We start from the raw sequence: 22011 nt of genomic DNA on the forward strand, positions 1-22011 counted from the left end.
TTTCGNNGNGTGNNNNGGGACCCCGCAGANCCTGACCGGGCAGGTGGCGCGTCGACCAGTCGACATCGTGTGCGTTCGTCACGGATGACAGTCTGCAAGGGGTCCCAGACAGGGGAGCCGAAGTCTCACAGATAAAAGAGAGGTTCACCGCCCCTGTCCGGCCACGCGGTGCGCGCTCCCGGACAGGTCCGGTACTCGTTGGGCTGATGCCGTGCTCGGTGACAGCAGGGAACCGGACGTCACGAAGCGGACGGACGGGCACGCGTGGGCGGTGGTGTGTCACCCGGCGTGGCGCTCTCCGGGGGAGCGCGTGACCCGCGGGTGTCCCGCTCGCTTCCTGTCGGCGTGACGCGGTGCGGGAGAGGTCGGCTCGCGTCGGAGCGGGCGAGGGACACGGTGACGGCCCGCCGCGTTCCGTGCCGCCGGGGGGGCGCAAACTGCCGCAGTGGTGCCGGGAGTTGTGCCGCCCGCCGCTGTCGGGCACTGCCTAGCATCGATCCGCGCGGTGGATGCCGGCGGCGCGAGAACACCGAGGAAAGGAGCGGAAAGCCCGCGGGGGCGCCGCCGTGCCCCGCCGTCGCAGTGTCGCCTCATGGGAAGGCGTCCGTGCACACCGATCGAAGTGGGTGACAGTACTCGTGCGAGACGAGCCTCCGGGGCGGACCGGCGCCCCCGCCGGGTCCCCGTTCGGCGGGGAGCACCGTACGGCGGAGCCGTGCCGGTACGGCGCGGCCGCCCGTACCGGGGACCGCGTCGGGGAACCGGCCCGTGCGGTCGCGCTCGTCCCGGCGCGCGAGCACGCCGACGGCGCCGCCTTCCGCCCGGGCAGCCGGCGGGCCGTCCGAGCTCCGGATGCTCCCGCACGCGGTCCCGTCGCCGCCGTGCCACCGCGCACTCCCCGCGCGCCTGCGGTCCCGCCTTCGGCGGCGTGCGCCGGCGACGGGCCGAAGGCCTCCCTCCGCGTCTTCCGCTCCTCCTCGTACCGGCTCGTCGCCGCGCCCTCCCCCGGGGTCCGGCGCCTCCACCGGTCGCGTGTGCCGCTTCGTCACCTCCCCGCACGGGGGCGGCGCCCACCAACACGCCCACCACACGAAACGAGATCCAGCACGATGACTCCCGACCCCGTACCACTCCTCTGCCTGCCCTACGCGGGCGCCGGCGCGAGCCTCTTCCACGCGTGGCAGCCGCAGGTGCCGCCCGGCATCCGCCTCGCGCCCCTGCAGCTGCCCGGACGTGAGGAGCGCACCGACGAGGAACCGTTCCGCGATGCGGCCTCGGCGGTCCGCGCCCTGCTTCCCGAGGCCGTCGCCGCGGCCGCCGGCCACCGCCGCGTCGCCGTCCTGGGTCACAGCATGGGCGCCGTCCTCGCCTTCGAGCTGGTCCGCGCCCTGGAGGAGCGCACCGAGATCCCGGTGGCCCACCTGTACGTGAGCGGATCGCCCGGCCCCTGCCACGGTCGCGCCGAGAGTACCGCCGACCTCGACGACGAGGCGTTCCTCGCCGCCGTCGAGCGGCTCGCCGGGTACCGGCACGCCGCTTTCGACGTCCCGGAGCTCCGGGAGCTGCTGCTGCCCCTGCTCCGCGCCGACGTGGCGCTGCACGAGACCTACCGTCCGCTGGCCGACGCCCCCGTCGAGGCGCCCCTGACCTGTCTGCGCGGCGACCTGGACAGCCTGGTCACCGCCGAGGACGCCGCCCAGTGGAGCAGGGCCACGACCGGCCCCTTCACCTACCGGGAGCCGTCCGGCGGCCACATGTACCTGCTCGACTCGCCCGGGGAGCTGCTGCGCCTCGTCGCCGCGGACCTCCACCCCGGTGCGCCGGCCGCGGCCGGCGTCCTCCCGGCGGGCGACGGCCCGGCCGGGCGGGAGGTCCCGTGAGGCTGGAGGGCAGGACCGCCGTCGTCACCGGGGCCGGTCGGGGCCTCGGCCGCGCGATCGCCGTCCGCTTCGCCCGGGAGGGCGCCGACCTGGTGCTCCTCGACACCGGCGGCGACATCCCGGGCGTGCCGTACCCGCTCGCCGGCCGCGACCAGCTGGACCGGACCGACGCGCTGTGCCGCGAGGCCGGCGCCTGCACGCTGCCCGTCCTCGCGGACATCCGGGACACCCCTGCCGTACGGGACGCGGTGGACACCGCGCTGCGCCGGTTCGGCCGCATCGACGTGCTCGTCAACAACGCCGGCATCGCGGCGCCCTCGGGGACGCCCGTCCACGAGATCGGCGACGCCGAGTGGGAGCTGATGCTCGACGTCGACCTCTCCGGCGCCTGGCGCATGATCCGCGCGGTGGCCCCGGGGATGCTCGCCCGGCGCAGCGGCAGCATCGTCAACGTCTCCTCCACCGCGGGCCTCGTCGGCTACCGGCACTTCGCCGCGTACGTCGCCGCCAAGCACGCCCTGATCGGACTGACCAAGGCGGCCGCCCTCGACTTCGCGCCGCTCCAGGTGCGTGTCAACGCCCTGTGCCCGGGCTCGGTGCGGGACGCCCCGGACGTCGAGGGCCGCATGCTCGCCGAGATCGCGCGCAGTCTCGGCGTGGACGTCGACGACCACGAGCGGACCTTCGTCACCACCCAGCCGATGAACGCGCTGATCGAGCCCGAGGGGATCGCGGGTGCGGCGCTCTGGCTGGCCTGCGACGACTCCCGCCAGGTGACCGGTACGACGCTCACGGTCGACGGCGGGTTCACCGCCCGATGAGCGCCATGCACCTGCCGTGGGGCCGCTGGGCCGGCTCAACGGACGACAACCCGGCCGAGGGGAACGAGAGATGACCGAAGAGACGCACACCCGGACGGATTCCCGTCTCCTGCTCGGGCCCGCGGCCGAACACGGTTTCGTACTGCGGCTGTCGGGCCCCGCCCGTGTCGCACGGGCCGCGGCCGGTATCGCCCGGTCCGCCGCCTTTCCGCGCCCCGACGGGACGGCCGGCCACTGGATCCAGGACGCCGCCGCCCCCTCGACGGGCTCCCATCGCGGCCTGCGCGAGGCGCGCCGGCCGCTGGGGCCGGGCGGCTTTACCCTCCGCGTGGTCCTGACCCGCTACCGGGACGGCGCGGCCGACCTCGGCGTCACCGCCCGCCGGGACACGCTGGACCCCGGCGGCCTGCGCGCCCTCGCCGGGGCGCTGGCCGCGGCCGGCGNCNGCCCGNCGGACGTGCCGGCCGCGCCCTCCNCCGCGGCGCCGGTCGGCTGGCGGCCCGCTTCCGTGCCCGCCTGGGGTCTGGCCGACGGGCCCGGCGCCCCACTGGCCCCGCTCGGCCCGGAGGGGGAGACGGCCGGCCGGGCCCCCGTATCCCCGGTCAGCGCCGTCGCCGCGGCGGCCCTCGCCCTCAGCCGGTACGCACGGACCCCCGCGGTACGGCTGGCCGTCGTCTCCGACGGTGCCGTCGAGCACGTACCCGGGGCCGGGGTGGTCCGCATCGACGTCGACGAGGACCTTCCGGTCGGGCAGTACCTCGACCAGGTCGCCTCCCGGCTCCGCGGGCCGGGCGAACCCGGCGGCACGGAGAGCCCTCCCCTCTGCCTCGTCCTGACCGGGGGACACCCCGACGAGACGTACGTGCCGTTCGCGCCGGACGCCTTCCCACTGACCCTCGCCTACGCCCGGGAGGGTGACGGTGTCGTCCCGGCCGCGACCGCCCGGGACCCGCGGGCCGTGCACGCCACCGTCGCCGGGGCGTTCGCCCGCCAGGTCGCGCGGCTGGCCACCCGGCTCGGGCGGGCGGGGGCCGGGCAGCCCCTNNGGGGACCTGCCGTCGCTCTCCGACGAGGAGGCCCGTGCGGTCGTCGCCCTGGGGGACGCCACGGCACCGGCCGCACCGGGCGCGGGGACCGTTCCCGGCACCGTCGCGTTCCTCGCCCGCACCCGGCCCGACGCCCTCGCCGTCACCGACGACCGGCGCCGGCTGACCTACCGCGAGCTCGACGAACGCGCCACGGCCTGGGCCCGTGCCCTGGCCGGCCACGGTGTCGCACCCGGCGACTTCGTCGGTGTCTGCCTGAAACGCACCACCGACCTGGTGGTCGCCCTCCTCGCCGTGCTCAAGGCCGGCGCCGCCTACGTGCCCCTCGACCCGCACGCGCCCGACGAGCGTCTGCGCCACATCGCGGAGGACGCCGGTCTCAGCGCGGTCGTCAGCACCGTCTCGGCCTTCCCCGCCCCGCCCGGTACGCCGGTGCTCGCCCCCGCCGCCCTCACGGCCGCCGCCGAGCGGGCACGGGACGCCGAACTGCCCGTGGTCCGGCCGCAGGACGACGCGTACGTCATCTACACGTCCGGCACCACCGGCCGCCCCAAGGGCGTCGTCGTACCGCACGCCAACGTCCTGGCCCTCCTCGAAGCGACCCGCGAGGAGCTGGCGCTCGGCCCGGACGACGTGTGGAGCTTCTTCCACTCGGCGGCGTTCGACTTCTCGGTCTGGGAGATCTGGGGCTGCCTGCTCACCGGCGGTCGCCTCGTCGTCGTCCCGTACCTGGTCACGCGTTCGCCCGAGGACTTCCACGCCCTGCTGGCACGCGAGGGGGTCACCGTACTGAGCCAGACCCCGTCCGCGTTCGCCGGGCTGCTGGAAGCCGACGCGGCGGCGGGGGGCCCCGCGCCACGCGTGGTCGTCTTCGGCGGCGAGGCGTTCGACCCGGGGATGCTGGGCGGTTGGTTCCGGCGCCATCCGCCCGCCGAGTGCCGCCTGGTCAACATGTACGGCATCACGGAGACGACCGTGCACGTCACCCTTCGGGACGTCGTGCCCTGGGACAGTCCCGCGCGGGCCCGCTGCGTGGGACGCCCGCTCGCCGGCTGGTCCGTCTCCGTGCGCGACGCCCGGGGGCGTCCGCTGCCGCCCGGCGCGGTCGGCGAGATCTGGGTGGGCGGGGCCGGACTGGCCCGCCACTACCTCGGCCGGCCCGACCTCACCGCCGAGCGCTTCGTCACCGACGGCCTCACCGGCCGGCGCCTCTACCGCAGCGGCGACCTCGGACGGCTGCGGCCCGACGGCTCCCTCGACCACGCTGGACGCCTCGACGACCAGGTCAAGATCCGCGGCTTCCGCATCGAACTCGGCGAGATCCGCTCGGTACTCCTCGACGACCCCGGCGTGACGGACGCCGCGGTCCTCGTCCGCGGCCGGGAGGACGGCCCGGCCCACACCGGGATCGTCGCCTACGTCGTCCCCTCCGACAACACGCGGCCAATCGACGTCGCCGACGTCCGCCGCCGCGCAGCGGGCCTCCTGCCGGACTACATGGTCCCCTCCGAGCTGATCGCCCTCCCCGCGCTCCCGCTCACGATCAACGGCAAACTGGACAAGGCGGCCCTCCTCCGGAAGTCGCCCCGGGNNGCCNNGGCCGCCGCCCCCGACCCCACGGACCCGGCCCTGGCGCGGGTCCTCTCCCTCTGGCGTGCCGTCGTCCAGCCGGACGCGGAGCCGGACGCGCACTTCTTCGAGAACGGCGGCAACTCCCTGCTCGCAGTGAAGCTCCTGGGCGCCCTCCGCAAGGCGGGCTTCGGTCCGGTCGCCCTGCCCGACCTGTACGCCCATCCCACTCCGTCGGCCCTGGCCGCCTGCCTGGAGCCCGGTACGCCAAGATGACACCGCCCCCGTGCCGGCGGGCCGTACGGAACCCGCCGGCACGGGGCGTGGCGTCCCCTCGACGGACGGCGGAGCGCTTCGACGCGCGCGCCGGCCCTCCGGTGCCGTGTCACCACCGCAGGTGACCGGCCCGGTCGGCGTCGGCGGCCCGGTCACCGGCCCGGCAGGCTCCCGCCGCGCCCCGGGCTGCCGATCGGGCGGCACCGAGACCCCGGGACCGCGTCCGGAACGTCCGTGCCCCGGGCGGCCGCCACCGCTTCACCCCGTTCCGCGGAGATCCCGCCCGGTCCACGCGGTCCACCCGGTCCGTCTGGTCTGCCTGGTCACCCGGCCCGCCTGGTCCGCCTGGTCCGCCTGGTCCGCCTGGTCCGCCTGGTCCGCCTGGTCCGCCTGGTCCGCCTGGTCCGCCTGGTCCGGGCATATCGGCGGCATCGTGTTCCGCGCCCTGAAGACGGCTCCCGCCACCGCGGCCGGCTTCTGCGCCGGCATCCCCGAATCCTCCGCCGCGGTGCCGATGACGGACGGTCCAGACCCCCGCCACCCGACCACCCGCCCGGGTCTCACGCCGGGTCCCGCTCGTCCGGGGTCTCCGTCCACGGCGAGCACGCCCCGGGCGTGGGAACCGGCGGCCCGGACACGCGGCGCCCCCTTCCGCATCCGCCGCTCCGCGCGGCCCCGTCCCCCGTAGCCGCCGCAGTCGCCGCAGCCGCTGGGTGGAGGCAGAACCGGCGCAGGCCCTCCTCCGCGTCACCCGCCGCCGCGCCGGCGTCCTGTGCGCCGTGCTCCACGCCGGCGCCTTTCGCGCGGCACGCGTACCCGAAACCGCCGCCGCACGGCCGCCCCGGATTCCACGAAGGGCATGGGGCGCCCGGACCCCCTTCCGACCAGGGGAGACACCGATCCGGAAGGGAGTGGCGGCGTGTGCGGGACGCGCTGTCCGGGCCGGTGTCGCGCGAAGGCCGCGCCGACGGCACCAGCACCTCTCCCCCGCGGGGCAACCGATTCCCCCGCCTCCGGCTCTTCGGAGGCGTAGAAGCCGGACGACGACCACCGGCTCGGCCGGCACCACGAGCAGAAACCAGGAGGACCGATGGGGAAGCAGCAGACCGATGGCGGCGACGTACTCACCGTGGAGGACACGCTGGGTGCCGAGGAAGTGGCCGTCTACCGCTGGCTGGCCCTGCACGGCCGCCTCGACCCGGTCCGGATAGCCGAGGAGACGGGGTCCTGCGAGGGTGCGGTGAGCAATGCGGTGGACCACCTCATCCGGATCGGCCTGGTGCGGAGGGACGGGGAGGGGGACGACCGGTTGCGGGCCGTCGACCCGCACCTGGTCGCCTCCGTGGCCACCGCGCCGGTGGAGCGGGCCATCGCGGAGCAGCAGGCGCGGCTGCGCGTCTTCTCCGACCAGTTCGCCCAGCTCGCGTTCGACTACAAGAAGGGGAGGCACGGTTCCCTGGCGGACCTGGAGACCATCCCTGGACTCACCCAGGTGCGGGCCGCGCTGAACCGGGCGGCCGAGCAGTGCCGGGAGGACATGGTCACCGTGCAGCCCGGCGGCACCCGTTCGCCCGAAGTGCTCCAGGATGCCTCGCTTCGGGACAGCCGGATGCTCGCCCGGGGAGTGCGGCTGCGCACCCTCTACCACCACACCGCCCGGTTCAACAGCCCCAGCCAGGCGTACGTGGCCACGATGAGCGCGCTGGGCGGCGAGTACCGGACCGCTCACCAGCTCGTCGGCCGGGTGATCGTCTTCGATCGGGAACTGGCGTTCATGACCAGCCGTGACGACGGGCCGGGCGCGGTGGTGGTGCGGGAGCCGTCGGTGGTGCACTTCCTGTACGAGCTGTTCGAGCAGATGTGGTCGCAGGCCCAGCCGTTCTCCGACGCGGCCGCCGACGGCCTGGAGGCGGTCGCCAAGGATCTGGACCGCACCATCCTGTGGCTGCTGGCGGCGGGGTTGAAGGACGAGGCCATCGCCCGGCGGCTGGGCATGTCCCTGCGTACGACCCGCAAGCACATCGCGGACATCATGCAGGTGCTCGGCGCCCAGAGCCGTTTCCAGGCCGGCGTCGCGGTGGCCGCGAGGGGGTTGCTGAACGGCGACGGGGAGCCGGACGCGCGGCCCACGGTGGCCTCGGCCTGATCCGGCAGCCGTCCTCCGGCGGCACACGCCGTCAGTCCGGACCCCGCAGGCGGAGTTCGAGCAGGGTGGTCGGGGCGTGGACCTCCGACAGCCGGTAGGTGTGGCCCCGGGGCACGAAGAGGGTGTCACCGGAGCGCAACCGCATGCCCAGCGGGTGGGAGGGGCGGGGTGCCGGGTCCTCACCGGTGCGCGACAGGACGCAGCGGCAGGCTCCTTCCAGGACCGTGACCGTGGACTCGGCATCCCCCGGTGCCTCTTCCGTGGCGGGCGAACCCGCCGTCAGGAAGCGGTAGGAGGAACGCACCCGCAACTGCAGCGTGCGGCCCAGTTCCGCCGCCAGTTCCTCCGTGTCCGGCCCGCCGGGCACGGAGGAACCGGCACACGACTCCGGGCGGGCCGGCCGGGACAGCCCGAGCAGCGCCGGCGGGACCGTCGGATCCTCGGACCACAGCAGGGCGGGCCCCTTGGCGCCGTTGACCGCCACGCACAGGGCCAGTTCCTCGACGAAGGACTGCATCGGTCGGCTGAGACCTCGCTGTCCGGGCACGGTTCTCCGATCTCGCCGCGGGTCGGGGCGGTGCGGGGTGGATGAGGCGGGTCAAGGCTGCCGGACGCCCCGGGGAGGCGGAGGGGTCGCCCGAGCGGCCGCGGCGGGGATCCGCCGGCTCCGGCAGCCGCGTGTCCGGCCCGCCCCCGGGCCGGGTACGGGGATGCCCGGCCCCACGGGCCGGGCACGTCCGTTCCCCCCGCTCGGCGAGGCCGCCGCCGGCACCCCTCCGCTCCCCCACCGCGCGGGTGGACTTCATGGTTTCTCCCGGAGTTCGGAGTGAGGAGTTCCGGAAGAGTCCCGGCCGATGCCTCCCGGCCGCTCCCCTCCTGCCCTTCCCGCCTTTCCACGATGCTGGACGTCCGTCCCGGAATCCACCGACGGGACGGTTCACCAAGTTCTCCGGCACCAAGGCGGGGGGTGGACGAAACACCCGAAGCCCCTCAACGGCCGACGATGCGGGCGGGTGGGACCGTCCGGCGTCCTCAACCGTCACGGCCCGCGGCGAGCTCCTGGAACGACTCCCGGAGCTTCGCCCGGTCGATCTTCCCGTTCCGCGTCGACGGGAGTGCGTCCAATTCGGTGAAGTGTCTGGGAACCATGAACCGGGGCAGGTGGGAGGTGCACGCGCCGCGCAGGTCGTCCTGGTCGACCTCCGCACCGGTCACCGGGGTGTAGAACGCCGCCAGTTGCGTGGAGCCGGCCACCCTGACCCCGACGACCGCGGCCCGGCGGACACCCGCGACCCCGGTGAGCACGGCCTCCACCTCACCCGGCTCGACCCGGTAGCCGTTCACCTTCAGCTGGTCGTCGAGCCGGGAGACGAAGTGGAACTCCTCGCCGTCGAACGTGACCAGGTCTCCGCTGAAGTAGCAGCGCCGCGTGCCGCCGTCCCGGTGTTCGACCTCCCGGAACTTCTTCGCGGTGAGCGCGTCGTCACCGGCGTACCCGATCCCGACGCAGTTCCCGGCGATCACCAGCTCCCGGGTCTCGCCGGGCGCGAACGGACGCAGCCGTCCGTCCACGTGGCACAGCAGCTCCGCGTCGACGACCGCGGTGCCGATGGGCGGCCGGTCGGGCCAGGTGGCGACGTCGCCCGTCAGCCGGTACTGGGTGACCACATGGGTTTCGCTCGGCCCGTACTGGTTCACCAGCGTCAGGTCGCCGTCGGCGCAGAACCGCCGCACCTCGTCGTTGATCACCAGTTGTTCACCCGCCACCGAGATCTCCCGCAGGCTCGGCATCCTTCTGCCCCCGGCGCACGCGGCGGCGGCCAGTCCGTGCAGCCCGACCACCGGCTGGAAGAGCCGGGCGACGTCGTGCTCGCGAACGATGTCGATCAGCGTGAAGGGGTCCAGCCGGTCCTGGTCGTCCACCACGATCAGGGTCGCACCGGCCAGCCAGGTCGCCACCGTGTCCTCGTACACCATGTCGAAGCCGATGGACGACATGTGCAGGGTGTTCGGGGGCCGGTCGTGGCTCCACCGCCGGACGTGCCATTCGCCCAGGTCCGCCAGGACCACCGGCGGCACCGCGACGGCCTTGGGTTCGCCCGTGGACCCGGAGGTGGGAATGACGTAGCAGACCGGACCGGTCGCGACCTCGTCCCGTCTCGTTCCACGGATCGACCGGAAGGTGTGTTCCGCGATCCCCGCTTCGACCGGTGCGCACTCGTCGGCCCGCAGGATCATGGCGCAGCCGGCGCTGTCGACCAGTCTGCCCGTCCAGGCCGGCGGCATGGCCGGGTCGATGGACAGCACGCCGGCCCCGACGCGCCACACGCCCAGCACCGCCGCGCAACGGGACCACGAACGGGTCGCGTGCACGTCGACCACGTCACCGGGGCCGATGCCGTGTTCGGCGAGACCGCCGGCGATCTCGGCCGACACCTCGTCGAGTTCCGCGTAGGTGTGGGCGACGCCGTCGTCGACGACCGCCACCGCGTCCCGGTGCCGAGCGACGGCGTCGACCAGCATCCGGATCAGTGAACCGTCGAGGTCGCTCATGCGATCAGCCCCCCGTCGAGGAGTTCCAGCGGCCGGTAGTCGCGCGACGCCACGAACTCCGGGCGCGGGTCGGGCACTTCGCGCAGTTCGTTGTCGACGCTGTTGTAGCTGACGAACGCCATGGTCCGGTCGGCGGGTGACATGTTCGCACCGGAGCCGTGCGCGATGCAGGGGTGGAAGAACAGCAGGCTCCCGGCACGTCCGACGACGGACCGGATCTCCGACTCCGCGGTCGCCCTGGCCATCTGCTCGGCGTCCAGGGCGAACTCCAGTTTCGCCGACAGGTCGGCTTCCCACCGCGACGGGCCCTGGGGCTCGGGGCGCCACGGGGTCATCGCGTCGTTCCGGTGCGAGCCGGGTACGACCAGCAGCGGGCCGTTGTGCTCGGTGGCGTCGTCCAGAAACAACGCGACATTGACCGCCCGCGGCTCGGGCATGCCGTCCTTGGTGTGCCAGACGCTGTAGTCCTGGTGCCATTGCCACACCTCCCCCCGAAGCGCCTGCTTCGCGTTGACCTTGCACTGGAACACGTGCACCTTGCTCTCCAGCAGTTCCTGCGCCGCGGAAAGCAGCTCGGGCAGCCGCACCAGCCGGGAGAACAGCGTCCCCGTGGTGTGGCAGCCGTGGATGCCCCGCACCGTGGTGCCGTCCTCCTCGAAGATCCGCCCGGGGTGGTCGATCGCGTAGAGATCGACCACCTCGCGCCGCAGAGCGGCGATGTCGTCGGCACCGAAGACGTCTTCGACGAGCAGGAACCCCTCGGAGCGGTATTCCGATATCTGACTTTCGGTGAGCATGGTTCGATGGCCTCTCTGCCTTGTTCTGCAGGGCAATGAAAAGCGTTGCGCGGGCGTGGGAACCGCCGCGTCGCCACATCCGGAATTCCCGGTCCGCCGATCGCCGGGCGGCGCCGGCGTACGCCGATGTGAGGCGGCGGGCCTCTTCCCCGAAGCCCGCGGCCTTCCCGCCGCCGGCGCGCGGTGCCGGGCCGGCCACGGGATGTGCGCGGGCCGGTTCGTCGGCCCCTCGCCCGGGGACACGCCCCCGGGCCCGCGCGGGCGGTCGCGTACCTTGGGTTCAAGGGGTCGTCGCAACACCGCTTGGTTTCAGGTGGTGAGTAGATCACGTAGACGCTCGGCTGGGGTATCCCAGTCGAGCGTCTTGCGTGGGCGGCCGTTGAGTTCCTGGGCGACGTGTTCGAGGTCTTCGGGGGTGTGCGGGCTCAGGTCGGTGCCCTTGGGGAAGTACTGCCGCAGCAGCCCGTTGGTGTTCTCGTTGGAGCCGCGTTGCCAGGGTGAGGCCGGGTCGCAGAAGTAGACGGGCATGCCGGTGGCCATGGTGAACTGCTTGTGGCGTGCCATCTCGCTGCCCTGGTCCCAGGTGAGGGAGCCGCGCAGGTGGTCGGGCAGGGTCTGGATCGTGGCGACGAGGCCGTCGCGGACGGTCTGGGCATCGTGAGCGCCGCCCGGCAGGTGGACCAGCATGGTGTACCGGGTGCTGCGCTCGACCAGGGTGGCGATCGCGGANNGNNCGCCCGNNNCACCGATGATCAGNACANNNTNACGTTGAGATNNCANNGCCNNNTNCNNNANNATNGGCGGGACGGTCACTGATCATCACCATCGGGTCGATGAACCGCGGGGTGCGCCGCTGGGGGTCCCGGCGTGGTTTGCGGCGGGTGCGGCCGGAACGGATCGCGGCCTGCACTTCCCGCTTCAGGCCGCCGCGGGCCTGGAAATACAGCGCCTGGTAGACCGTCTCCACGCTCACCCGCATGCTCTCGTCGTCGGGATGCTCCATCCTCAGAGCGTGGCAGATCTGCTCCGGCGACCACCTCTTGCGCAGTGCGTCCTGGACGAAGCGGCGCAGCCGTCCCTCGCGCAGCAGTTTGCGGTCCTTGGGCCGGGGCCTGCGCGCTGCGGCGGCCCGGTGGGCGGCGTAGGGCTGGTAGCCCTCGCGGCCGGCGTTCGCGTCGATCTCCCGCTTGATGGTGCTGGNCCGGCCGGNNGNCGCGTCCGATCGCCCGCAGCGAGTGGCCTGCCGCACGTAGATCACGGATCTGCTCGCGCTCGGCCAGAGTCAAGAACCGGGGATGCAACTGCTTGTCCAGGGCCGTCAGACCCACTGATGCTGTGGTCATACCGCACATCGTGGCGGTCCCCGTCGCGTAGTCGACACGGCGGCCGTCGGCATACGTCCTGGTCGTTGCGGTCTTCTTGACGCCCCAGTCCCAGTCCCTGGCCGTGCGCTCGTTCACCCCGACGCGCCGGGCGGCCTCGGACTGCGAGGTGCCCGTGGCGCGCAGTCGCTCGTACTCGTCCCGCCGAGGATGCCGACGCGGCAGGCGCTGCGAACGGTGTCCCGCCCTCCGGGCCCAGCCGAAAGCGGTGTTCCGGTTCACCCCCAGCTCACGCGCCACCACCGTCACGTTCCCCACAGCATCCAGCCGTACGAGGAAACGCTTCCGCAACCCCGCAAGATCACGTTCAACACCCACGGTCCTCGCAACTCCCACAGATCACGGGTGTTGCGAGGACCGATAGAACCCAAGTACCGCCTGCCGGGCCCCGTGCCGGATCCCCTCCGCGGTCACCCGGGGGCCCGTTCACCGCCGGCCCGTCGTACCGCCTCCCGTCCGCGGCCGCCGGACCGCGCCGCCGCCTCGGGCGGCGCGGTCGAGCGGTTCCCCCGGGGCGTCGCCCGGGATCGGCCGTCCGCCGTGTGCCCTCCCTCTCCGGTTCGGCACGGGCGTGCACGCGGGCGGACGGGCGGTGGGGCCCGGTCTCAGATGTGCTGCCGCATCGGGGTGAAGTCGACCAGGACCACCGCACGCTCGCCCGTCTCCGCCGCGGTCCCCCGCCTGATGGGGGACACGTAGTGGCTGACCTTCTCGTCGGTGACGCCGTAGGACTCCAGCGGCCTGGTCAGTTCGAACTCGGCCAGGGCCTCGCCGTCGGGCACGTCCGAGGGCAGCTTGCCCCGGTACTTCGGCGGCGCGATCACGTTCACGCCGCCGACGACGTTGCGGCGGTACACCAGGTGCGCGAAGACGAACGGTTCGCCGTCCTGGTGGAGTTCGTTGGGTGAGGAGATCGCCTCGTGCCGGGGGTCGTCCACCGCCAGCTTGATCAGGTGCACCCCGACGTGCAGCGGGAACGCCGCGTCATCCCGCGACCATCGCGTCTGCGCGAAGTCGAAGGAGAGGATCTCGCGGATGATCGGATTGTTCCGGGCGGTTTCGCTCATGGCGGGCAGTTCGCGAACCACACCGACGTACTCGGGGTTGTGGTCGGCCTGGTAGTAGCCGTTCATCCGGCCCCGTTCGCCGAGGTGCGTGTCCGGTATCCAGTCGAACTCCCGCGACCACGGGAGGAAAACACCGCGGGCGTAGCGGCGGTTGCGTCCCACCTCCGGCGCGTAGGGGTCCGGCGGCAGGTCGAGGAATTCGGCGCGCAGGCTCCGGAAGGCTTCGTCGGACTCGGTGATCCCGAATTCCTCGGCGAGGTCGTAGCGGGCGAATCCGTGCTGGACGAGGATGGACGGTTCGGAAAGCGTCTGCATGACTGTCCCAAGCAGTGGTCGAAACGGGTGGACTGGGGTGGGCGACGGCCCGGGCCGTCAGGCCGCGGCGGGCCGGCGGGCCGGGCGGACGACCACCTGGCGCCGGCGTCCGCACCGGGTGGAGAACTCCACCCGCGGGTCGTCGCCGAAGAGGTCGAGGCGGAGCAGTCGCTCCTCGCTCCAGCCGAGCAACCGGAACTCGCCGGCGCCCAGGTGCAGCAGTCCCACCGGCGCACGTCCCTCGGCGCGCAGGACGAGCTCGCCGTCCTCGGCGGCCACTTCGGCGTCGAGGTCGGTCTCCCGGTCGTCGACCACCTGCTCTCCCCACTCCATGAAGGAGAACGGGACGGCGAAGCGGCAGCCGAACTCGGCGAGTTCGGGCGGGGTCAGCGGCAGGACGGGCCGGTGGTAGGCGATGTCGCTGACCGGCAGCCGCGCCCGGAAACCCTCCGGGAACAGGGCCAGCAGCCTGTCGTCGACCGTGCAGTCCGCGACCAGGTGGATCCTGGTCCGGTCGCCGGTGTTGCGTACGGAGTGCGGGCGGTTGAAGTCGGCGTACCAGAGCGTTCCCGGCTGCCAGCGCTGCTCGGCCCCGTCCGTCACCAGCACCGCGCCGGGGTTGGTGACCAGCGGGATGTGCAGCCGCACGTAGCCGTAGGGGAGTCCGATCGGGGTGTCCGCGTGCTCCGCGACGGACACCCCGGGCGCCAGGGCCATCAGGCGGACGCTGCGCAGTTCGGCACCCAGCTCGGCAAGGACCCGGGCGAGGTAGGGCGCCTTCGCCATCAGGGGGGTGTCCTCGAACCGGTCGAGTCCTGGACCTCCGGGGTCGGTTCGCCGGACGTCCCCGCCCGGCGCGCGCAGCGGAAGGACCTTCCAGTCCACATCGGTCTCCTCCCCGACGGCGCCGTCCTCGAAGGACCGCTGCAGCGCCCAGAATTCGGAACCGCTGAGTTCCGCGACGTCCGCGGTCAGCCGGTCGACATCCAGGTCGTCCCGCAACATCACCGCGGCCGGAAGATCCCTCAAGGGCCCGCTCTCCTGCATGAAAGCCTCGCTTCGATAATCCTTGTTCGCTTTGGCCTTGCCATCTTCATCCTACTTCCGCATTACATCGGGAAAAGGTTCTCGCAGTGAGCGGAAACGGCCAGGACTCTTTAGGCCATGACTTTTCCCTCCCCGATCCGGGAAGTCGCGCGTTCACCTTCCGGGAAATCGCGCATTTTCCGGATCGGGCTGAACAGCAGAATTCCTGTCGCCAGTACCTGCAGCCCGCTCATCGTCCACAGGGTTTCCCGGACGCCGGACATCTCGCCGAGCACGCCGCCGAGCAGTCCGCCGACGGCGATGGCACCGAAGCTGGTCACGGCCGCGCTCGCACTGATCCGCCCGATCAGGTCCGGCGGGCAGTACCGCTGGCGGAAGGTGTCGGTGATGACGTTCGCCGCGACCACGCCCGCGCCGGCTCCGACACCGCCGACGACGAAGAACGCGAGGCCGGCACCCGGACCGGTCAGCGGGAAGAGCAACGTGAAGGGCGCGGCGCCCACCTGGCAGATCAGCACGGCCCGGGCGGTGCCGAACCGGTGGGACACCCGGTTGGACAGCAGTACTCCGAGGATCCCGCCGAGACCGCACAGCGTCAGCACCGCGCCGGCCACGGCCTCGCCGACGCCGACCGTCCGGACCAGGAACGCCACTTCGATCGAGCTCAGTCCGGTCAGCGCGATGTTGGAGACCGCGCTGAAAACCGCGAGTGTGCGCAGGACGGGGTCCCGGAACAGGAATCTCAGGCCGTCACCGACCTCGGTGCGCAACCGGCGCCGCCGGACCGCCGGGGGCGGCGGCTCCGTGGTCCGGATCGTCCGCAGGCAGAGCCAGGACACCAGGAAGCTCAGCGCGTTGGCCAGCAGTCCGGTGGCGGCGCCGAAGGCCTGCACCAGCAGTCCGGCCAGACCGGGGCCGACGACCTCGGCCGTCGACTCGCTGCCCTGCAGCCGCGCGTTGCCGGCCAGCAACTCCGCGTCGGAGAGCAGCGTCGGCACGTACGCACGTTGCGCGGTGGTGAAGAAGACGTCGGCGCAACCGCCGACGAAGGCGGTCAGGAGCAGGTGGGGAATGGTGAGTGCGCCCGCCCAGGCCGCGGCCGGGACGCTGGCGAAGGCGACGAAGGAGACGGCGTTGCAGACCAGCATCACCGGGCGGCGCGGCAGGCGGTCCACCCACGCGCCCGCGGGCAGGCCGAGGATCAGCCAGGGCAGGTAGGCGACCGATGTCAGCAGTCCGACGACGAGGGTGCCCGCGTGCAGGGTGAGGACGGCGACCAGGGGCAGCACCACCACCGCGATCCCGTTGCCGAGGAGGTTCACCGTCTCCCCGAACCAGAACAACCGGAATCCGCGCCCGACCACCGAGCCCCGGTGCGGCCCGTCGGTCATCGCTCTCCCGCCGTGGGCCGCGGGCCGTCCAGCCGGGCGAGTTCTCCGGCGAGGACGGCGCCGATCCGCGCGATCGGCTCCGTCCGGGTGATCTCACCGTGGGCGCAGGCGATCTCGTGCACCTCGATCCGTCCGGTCACGTGGTCGCGCCAGGCTTCCGGCGCGGGCGAGTCCTGCGACTTCCCCGCCGTGGCGGAGAAGAACACCACGTCCCCCCGGTACGTCCGGGGCCTCAGCTCCCCGTAGATCCGGTCGTTGTCCACGAACACCCGGGCCAGGGCGGCGGCCTCCGGCCGCGTCAGCCGTTCGAGCGCGCTGCCCGGCCGGCGGACCGTCCGCTCGTAGTCGTCGTAGCGCAGCGGCCCCTCGCCGCGTGCGGAGAGGTCGTACCCCAGGGAGTCCAGGAGCTCGGTGAATGCCTCCGGGCTGCCGTCGGCGAGGGGCCGGTGGCCGGGTACCGAGTCGGGCGGGTAGCCGTCGAGCAGGGCGAGCAGGTCGACCCGGGCTCCCCCGGCCTGCAGGTCGGTGGCCATCAGGTGGGCGAGCACGGCGCCGAAGGACCATCCGACCAGCCGGTAGGGCCCTTCGGGCTGGACGGACCTGATCTGCTCCACGTGGTACTCGACCGTCTCCCGCCAGGACCGGCCGGCCGCCGCCGCGTCGGTGAGGCCCCTCGCCTGCAGGCCGTACACGGGGTACTCGGCGTCGATGTGGCCGAGGAGGCCCGAGTAGACCCAGCTGATCCCGGCGGCCGGATACACGCAGAAGACGGCGGGCCGATCCGTTCCCGTCCGCAGCGGGAGCAGAGGCGAGAGCGGATCGTGCCGCGCGCCGGCGGCCAGCCGGTCCGCCAGGTCGGCCGCGGTGGGTGCCTGGAACAGGTCCAGGATGGTGAGTTCCCCGCCCAGCACCGCCCGTACCCGGGCGAGCAGCCGGGTGGCGAGCAGGGAGTGGCCGCCCAGTTCGAAGAAGTTCTCCTCGGCGCCGACCCGGCTCAGCCCCAGCACCTCCGCGAACAGCCCGCAGAGGACCTCCTCGTGGGGCCCGCGCGGGCCGCGCGACGCCGGACGGTGCGCGAGGTCCGGGGGCGGCAGCGCGTCCCGGTCGAGTTTCCCGTTGGGCGTCATCGGCAGCCGTTCCACCACCTGGAAGAACGACGGGACCATGTGGTCGGGCAGGGTCGCGGCCAGCCGTCTGCGCAGGTCCCGCGCGTCGGGCGTCCGGCCCGCCGCGGGTTGCACGTACCCCACCAGCCGTCTGTCGCCCCCGGCGGCCCCGTGCACGGCCACGGCGGCCTGCGCCACCCCCGGGCACCGGGCCAGCGCGGCCTCCACCTCGCCGGGTTCGACCCGGAAGCCCCGCACCTTGACCTGGTCGTCGGTGCGGCCCAGGTAGTCCAGTCTGCCCCGGTGATCCCACCGGACCAGGTCGCCGGTGCGGTACATGCGGCTCCCCGTCTCGCCGTGCGGGACGAAGGGGCAGGCGACGAACCGTTCGGCGGTCGCGGCCGGACGGTTCACGTAGCCGCGGGCCACGCCGGGGCCGGTCACGTACAGCTCGCCCGGGACGCCGGGCGCGACGGGGCGCAGCCGCTCGTCCAGCACGAAGACCCTGGTGTTCCCGATCGGTGTGCCGATCAGCGGGTGCGGGCTGTCCGCGGCGTCCCACCACAGCGCGTCCAGAGTGCACTCCGTGGGGCCGTAGAGGTTGTGGCAGATCGTGCCGGACGCCTCCCGGACGCGGGTCCACAGGGTCCGCCCGGCGGCTTCCCCGCCGAGCAGCAGCACCAGCGGCGCGTGCGGTCCGGACAGCAGGCCCGCGTCGAGCAGGTGCTCCGCGTAGGTGGGGGTGACGTCCAGGACGTCGATCCCGGCGGCCGCGACGTACGCGGTCAACGCGGCGGCGTCGCGCCGGACGTCGTCGCGGATCACGTGGAGTTCGTGTCCGGCCAGCATCCAGAACAGTGCCTCCCACGACGTGTCGAACGAGAGGGAGGCGGTGACGGCGGACCTCAGCCGCCGGCCTGCGGTGGCCTCGGCGCGCGCGATCAGGCCCTCGCGGTGGAAGGCGTACAGGTTGCTCAGCGCGGAGTGCGGAGTCAGCACTCCCTTGGGGCGGCCGGTGGATCCGGACGTGTAGATGACGTACGCCGCGCTCGCCGGCGGTATGCGGTGGTTCAGGGCGGCCACGGGGCCGGTGGGCTCCTCGATCCGGTCGACGAGCACCGCGGGCAGCTCGCCGAACGCGTGCGCGGCCGCGGTCGCGGTGTCCGTGACGACGGCGACCGGTGCGGCGTCCCGCAGCATGTGCCCGATCCGGTCCGGCGGGTACTCGAGGTCGACGTGCAGGTAGGCCGCGCCGGTCTTGAGCACCGCCAGCATCGCCACCACGGAGTCCGCCGACCGGGGCAGGGCCAGCCCGACCAGCCGCTCCGTCGCGGCCCCTTCCGCACGCAGACGGTGCGCGAGGAGGTTGGCGCGGTCGTCGAGTTCGGCGAAGGTGAGTCTGGTGCTCCCGCACACCACCGCGGTCGCCCGGGGTGTCCGCGCGGCCTGCGCCTCGAACAGCTCCGGCACGGTGGCCTGCGGCACGGGCCGGGCGGTGTCGTTCCACGCGACGAGGACCTGGTGGCGGTGTTCGGCGGACAGCGGGTCGGCTTCACCGACGGGGCGCTGGGGTGCCGACAGGAGTTGCCGGAGCAACCGGGGCAGGGCGTCGGCGATGCGGTCGGCGGTGGCCCGGTCGAACAGGCTGGTGGCGTACTCGAGGGCGCCGTCGATGCCCGCGGCGTTCCCGTCCGGCGTGTAGTTCTCCCGGAAGTCCGCGGACAGGTCGAATTTCGCGACCTTCCAGTCCGGGTGCTCCTCGGTGCACGCCAGGCCCGGCAGCGAGAGCGTCGCCTCCTCCGACCGGGACAGGGTCAGCATGACCTGGAAGAGCGGGTGCCGTGCCAGTGACCGCTCCGGGTTGAGGTCCTCGACCAGCCGCTCGAAGGGGACGTCCTGGTGGTCGTAGGCGGCGAGGTCCGCGTCCCGCAGGCGGTGCAGCAGCTCGCTGAAGGTCGGATCGCCGGACACGTCGGTGCGCAGCACCACGGTGTTCACGAAGAAGCCCACCAGGCCCTCCAGCGCCTCGTCCGGACGCCCCGCCACCGCGGTGCCGATCGGGATGTCCGTGCCCGCCCCCAGCCGGGACAGCAGGACCGCGAGGCCGGCTTGCAGGACCATGAACGTGGTGCACCCGTGGTCGGTGGCGACCGCGAGCAGGTGGCGGTGCAGGTCGCCGTCGAGCTTCAGCGGCACCCAGTCGCCGCGGTGGTCGGCCACCGCGGGGCGCGGGTGGTCGAACGGCAGGTCCAGCTCGGCCGGCAGTCCGGCCAGCGTCTCCCGCCAGAAGGACAGCTGTGTCGCGAGCAGGCTCGCCGGATCGTCCGGGTCGCCCAGCAGTTCCCGCTGCCACGCCGCGTAGTCCGGGTAGCTCACCGGCAGCGGTTCCCACCGCGGGGCCCGCCCCGCGGCCCTGGCGCGGTAGGCCGCGGCCAGGTCGCCGAGCAGCGGCCGCCAGGACCACTCGTCGCAGGCGATGTGGTGGATCACCAGCGCCAGCACGTGCTCCCGCGGCGCCGGCGCGAACAGCGTCGCGCGGATCGGGAGATCCGTCGTCAGCTCGAAGCCGCGGTCGACGGTGGAGGCGAGTGCGCCGGCGAGCCCGCTCTTCCCCTCGCACGTCACCAGGTCGAGTTCGGGCCGCCGGTCGAGGACCCGCTGTACGGGTTCGCCGTCGATCGCCGGGTACACCGTGCGCAGCACCTGGTGCCGGTCCGCCAGGTCGGCGAGCGCCGCCGCCAGGGCGGTGCGGTCCAGTTCGCCTTCCATCCGGATCACGAGCGGGCAGTTGTAGACCGCGGACAGGCCGTTCACACGATTCAGGAACCACAGCCTCCGCTGGGCGTAGGACACGGGGTACACGGGTCACTCCTCAGGGGCGGAGCCGGATGCGGCGGAAGGGGTGGGGGCGGTCCGGCGCGGTATAGGAGATGGGTCGGAGGNGTGGGGAGGCGGCCGTCACCGGGCACGTCGTGCCGGTGGGGACCGGGGCCGGCACAGGGCGGCGGTTCCGCGCCCCCGGTGGCCGGTTCGGCCCGGTCCCGGGCGAGGGGCCCGGTGAACCGCCCCTCTCCGCCGGGGCGGCGGAGCACGGCCGGGGCCGTCCCGGCGTGCGTGCTCGCGGTCCACGGCCGGTACCCGGCCGTGCCACCGCCGGAGAGGCCCGGGCAGGCCGGGGGCCGTGCGGCGCCCGGACCCCGGTGCGGGGGCGCCGCAGCGGTGTCCCGTGCGCCGCTCACCGCGACGCCCCGGTGGGCGTCGGCCCGGCCGCGGGGCCGGTGGGGCCGACGGGGCTCGCCGCCATCGGTCAGGCCCCGTCCATCATGGCCGCCAGGCTGGCGGGCCGCATGTCCGTCCAGTTCTCCTCGACGTGGTCCAGACACGCGGTCCGCGTTGCCGGGCCGAACACGGTGGACCATCCGGCGGGCACGTCGATGTCCGCGGGCCACAGGGAGTGCTGTCGCTCCGCGTTGACCAGCACGAGGTAGGAGCCGTTTTCGTCGTCGAACGGATTGTTCACGGAACTGTCCTTCCGGGTGATCGGGCCGGATCGTGGAGATCGGCCGGGGATGTGTCGTGGGGCCGGAGTCGGGTGCGGCCGGCCCGTCCGCCGGTCAGAGCCAGCCGAGCCGGGCGGCTTTGACCCCGGCCTCGAAGCGGCTGCGAGCGCCGAGGCGCTCCATCAGCGCCGCCATCATGCGGCGGGCGGTCCGGTGCGAGACGTGCAGCCGGCCGGCGGCGGCGGCATCGGTGCACCCCTCGGCGACCAGCCTGAGCAGCGCCAGTTCCCTGCCGCTCGGGGTGTCGCCCGCAGTGGGCCGCTCGGCGTCCAGTGGTGCGGCCGACGACCAGGTTTGTTCGAACAGGGTGACCATGGGGGCGACGAGACCGGGATCGGTCACGCAGAGCGCGCCCGCCGCCGTGTCCTGCGGGTCGGCGGGTACCAGCGCGACCGAGCCGTCGACCAGGACCATTCTCGGCAGCGGGGTTTCGGAGCCGCGGAACTGGCCGCCGTTGCCGGTCAGCCAGCGCACGTACGCCGTCGTCGCGGCGTCGTAGGAGCGGGTGTCCGTGCCGACGGTCCGGATCGACACCGAGCGGCTCAGCAGCGCCGCGTCGTTCCGGCGCGACGCCGCGAGTTCCGGTGCCGACTGCGCGCCGCCTGGCCGGAACGTCAGCACCTCGCGGGTCGCCTCCCCCACCAGGCGGTCCATCCGGCACTGCACCTCGTCCCTCCCCCGGAGCCGCTCCACCTGTTCGGCCCTGCCCGACGGACCGGACACGAGCAGGCGGACGACCTCGGCGTGGGTCTCGGCGAGCCGCCGCTGCCGTCGCAGCAACTCCTCGTGCTGGCCCGCCAGCGACTGCTGCAGGCTCAGGACCGGGTCCACCGCGGCGAACCCGCCCGGCACCTCGTAGGAGGGTCGTACCAGGCCGAGTTCGAGCAGCCGGTCGAGGCGGGCGCGCACCAGGTCCGGTGCGACGGCCAGCCGGTCGGCGATCGTCTCGGTGCCCGGCGCGGGTGACGCGCACGTCTCCCGGTACACCGCTTCCTCCATCGGTTCCAGTCCCCACAGGGTGAGCATGGGTGCGTCTCCCAGGTGTGTCGGTGAAC

17 protein-coding genes and 2 pseudogenes are annotated in these 22011 nt (G+C 73.5%); 7 read left to right on the forward strand and 12 right to left on the reverse strand.

From position 1 onward, the window contains the following. Positions 1 to 1109: 1109 nt before the first annotated feature. The 7 genes and pseudogenes from MW084_RS00135 (at position 1110) to MW084_RS00155 (ending at position 7738) form a co-directional block, all read left to right on the forward strand. Positions 1110 to 1880, forward strand: coding sequence for a thioesterase II family protein (locus MW084_RS00135; protein ID WP_010471583.1), 771 nt, complete (start codon positions 1110 to 1112; stop codon positions 1878 to 1880). After that, on the forward strand, positions 1877 to 2701 hold the full coding sequence (locus tag MW084_RS00140; RefSeq protein WP_010471585.1) for an SDR family oxidoreductase: 825 nt from the start codon (positions 1877 to 1879) through the stop codon (positions 2699 to 2701). Before MW084_RS00135 ends, MW084_RS00140 begins: the two co-directional genes overlap by 4 nt. Before the next feature lie 70 nt (positions 2702 to 2771). Then, a pseudogene (locus MW084_RS00145) lies at positions 2772 to 3146 on the forward strand (hypothetical protein); the annotation flags it as partial. A gap of 63 nt (positions 3147 to 3209) precedes the next feature. Next, positions 3210 to 3745: hypothetical protein (locus MW084_RS00150; RefSeq protein WP_275563382.1), on the forward strand; the 536-nt coding region annotated here is incomplete at its 3' end. A 164-nt stretch (positions 3746 to 3909) separates the two neighbouring features. Further along, positions 3910 to 5338 (forward strand): amino acid adenylation domain-containing protein (locus MW084_RS24400; RefSeq protein WP_420833753.1); only part of this gene is annotated, 1429 nt, incomplete at its 3' end. Between the two features lie 38 nt (positions 5339 to 5376). After that, positions 5377 to 5592 (forward strand): acyl carrier protein, encoded by a 216-nt coding sequence (locus MW084_RS24405; protein ID WP_420833754.1) that lies wholly within the window; start codon positions 5377 to 5379, stop codon positions 5590 to 5592. Positions 5593 to 6682: 1090 nt separating this feature from the next. Then, positions 6683 to 7738 (forward strand): helix-turn-helix transcriptional regulator, encoded by a 1056-nt coding sequence (locus MW084_RS00155; RefSeq protein WP_010471591.1) that lies wholly within the window; start codon positions 6683 to 6685, stop codon positions 7736 to 7738. A 31-nt stretch (positions 7739 to 7769) separates the two neighbouring features. Here the strand turns inward: MW084_RS00155 and MW084_RS00160 are convergent, their stop codons facing one another. From MW084_RS00160 to MW084_RS00215, 12 genes and pseudogenes are all read right to left on the reverse strand, one after another. Continuing rightward, positions 7770 to 8255, reverse strand: coding sequence for a hypothetical protein (locus MW084_RS00160; RefSeq protein ID WP_010471593.1), 486 nt, complete (start codon positions 8253 to 8255; stop codon positions 7770 to 7772). 515 nt (positions 8256 to 8770) lie between these two features. After that, positions 8771 to 10291, reverse strand: coding sequence for an AMP-binding protein (locus MW084_RS00165; RefSeq protein WP_010471594.1), 1521 nt, complete (start codon positions 10289 to 10291; stop codon positions 8771 to 8773). Next, positions 10288 to 11088 carry a phytanoyl-CoA dioxygenase family protein gene (locus MW084_RS00170; RefSeq protein WP_010471596.1) on the reverse strand — a complete coding sequence of 267 codons (801 nt, stop codon included), beginning with the start codon at positions 11086 to 11088 and terminating at the stop codon, positions 10288 to 10290. The genes MW084_RS00165 and MW084_RS00170 overlap by 4 nt, the downstream gene beginning before the upstream one ends. Before the next feature lie 309 nt (positions 11089 to 11397). Further along, positions 11398 to 11820, reverse strand: a 423-nt coding sequence (locus MW084_RS00175; RefSeq protein ID WP_275563384.1) for an IS30 family transposase, incomplete at its 5' end; no start/stop codon positions are given. 64 nt (positions 11821 to 11884) lie between these two features. Continuing rightward, the coding region (locus tag MW084_RS00180) for an IS30 family transposase (RefSeq protein WP_275563385.1) at positions 11885 to 12288 on the reverse strand (404 nt) is incomplete at both ends. A gap of 13 nt (positions 12289 to 12301) precedes the next feature. Next, positions 12302 to 12635: pseudogene (locus tag MW084_RS00185) on the reverse strand (helix-turn-helix domain-containing protein); the annotation flags it as partial. 440 nt (positions 12636 to 13075) lie between these two features. Continuing rightward, the gene (locus MW084_RS00190) at positions 13076 to 13852 is read right to left on the reverse strand and encodes a 2OG-Fe dioxygenase family protein (protein ID WP_010470966.1); all 777 of its coding nucleotides are present in this window, start codon (positions 13850 to 13852) and stop codon (positions 13076 to 13078) included. A gap of 57 nt (positions 13853 to 13909) precedes the next feature. Next, positions 13910 to 14881: an aspartyl/asparaginyl beta-hydroxylase domain-containing protein gene (locus tag MW084_RS00195; RefSeq protein WP_029553526.1), complete on the reverse strand. Its 972-nt coding sequence runs from the start codon at positions 14879 to 14881 to the stop codon at positions 13910 to 13912. Positions 14882 to 15009: 128 nt separating this feature from the next. Then, a complete protein-coding gene (locus tag MW084_RS00200) occupies positions 15010 to 16290 on the reverse strand; it encodes an MFS transporter (protein ID WP_010470970.1) in 1281 nt (426 codons plus the stop codon). After that, complete coding sequence (locus tag MW084_RS00205) at positions 16287 to 20258, reverse strand: non-ribosomal peptide synthetase (protein WP_010470971.1); 3972 nt, start codon at positions 20256 to 20258, stop codon at positions 16287 to 16289. The genes MW084_RS00200 and MW084_RS00205 overlap by 4 nt, the downstream gene beginning before the upstream one ends. 445 nt (positions 20259 to 20703) lie before the next feature. Then, positions 20704 to 20916 (reverse strand): MbtH family protein, encoded by a 213-nt coding sequence (locus MW084_RS00210; protein WP_010470973.1) that lies wholly within the window; start codon positions 20914 to 20916, stop codon positions 20704 to 20706. Positions 20917 to 21010: 94 nt separating this feature from the next. Then, positions 21011 to 21982 carry a helix-turn-helix transcriptional regulator gene (locus MW084_RS00215; RefSeq protein ID WP_010470976.1) on the reverse strand — a complete coding sequence of 324 codons (972 nt, stop codon included), beginning with the start codon at positions 21980 to 21982 and terminating at the stop codon, positions 21011 to 21013. Positions 21983 to 22011: the final 29 nt, after the last annotated feature.

The organism is Streptomyces sudanensis, from assembly GCF_023614315.1.
GTDB classification, from domain to species: domain Bacteria; phylum Actinomycetota; class Actinomycetes; order Streptomycetales; family Streptomycetaceae; genus Streptomyces; species Streptomyces sudanensis.

Coding starts and splice junctions, on each gene's coding strand:
- MW084_RS00135 (WP_010471583.1), top strand. CDS start 1,110: ATGACTCCCGACCCCGTACCACTCCTCTGCCTGCCCTACGCGGGCGCC.
- MW084_RS00155 (WP_010471591.1), top strand. CDS start 6,683: ATGGGGAAGCAGCAGACCGATGGCGGCGACGTACTCACCGTGGAGGAC.
- MW084_RS00160 (WP_010471593.1), bottom strand. CDS start 8,255: ATGCAGTCCTTCGTCGAGGAACTGGCCCTGTGCGTGGCGGTCAACGGC.
- MW084_RS00165 (WP_010471594.1), bottom strand. CDS start 10,291: ATGAGCGACCTCGACGGTTCACTGATCCGGATGCTGGTCGACGCCGTC.
- MW084_RS00170 (WP_010471596.1), bottom strand. CDS start 11,088: ATGCTCACCGAAAGTCAGATATCGGAATACCGCTCCGAGGGGTTCCTG.
- MW084_RS00190 (WP_010470966.1), bottom strand. CDS start 13,852: ATGCAGACGCTTTCCGAACCGTCCATCCTCGTCCAGCACGGATTCGCC.
- MW084_RS00200 (WP_010470970.1), bottom strand. CDS start 16,290: ATGACCGACGGGCCGCACCGGGGCTCGGTGGTCGGGCGCGGATTCCGG.
- MW084_RS00215 (WP_010470976.1), bottom strand. CDS start 21,982: ATGCTCACCCTGTGGGGACTGGAACCGATGGAGGAAGCGGTGTACCGG.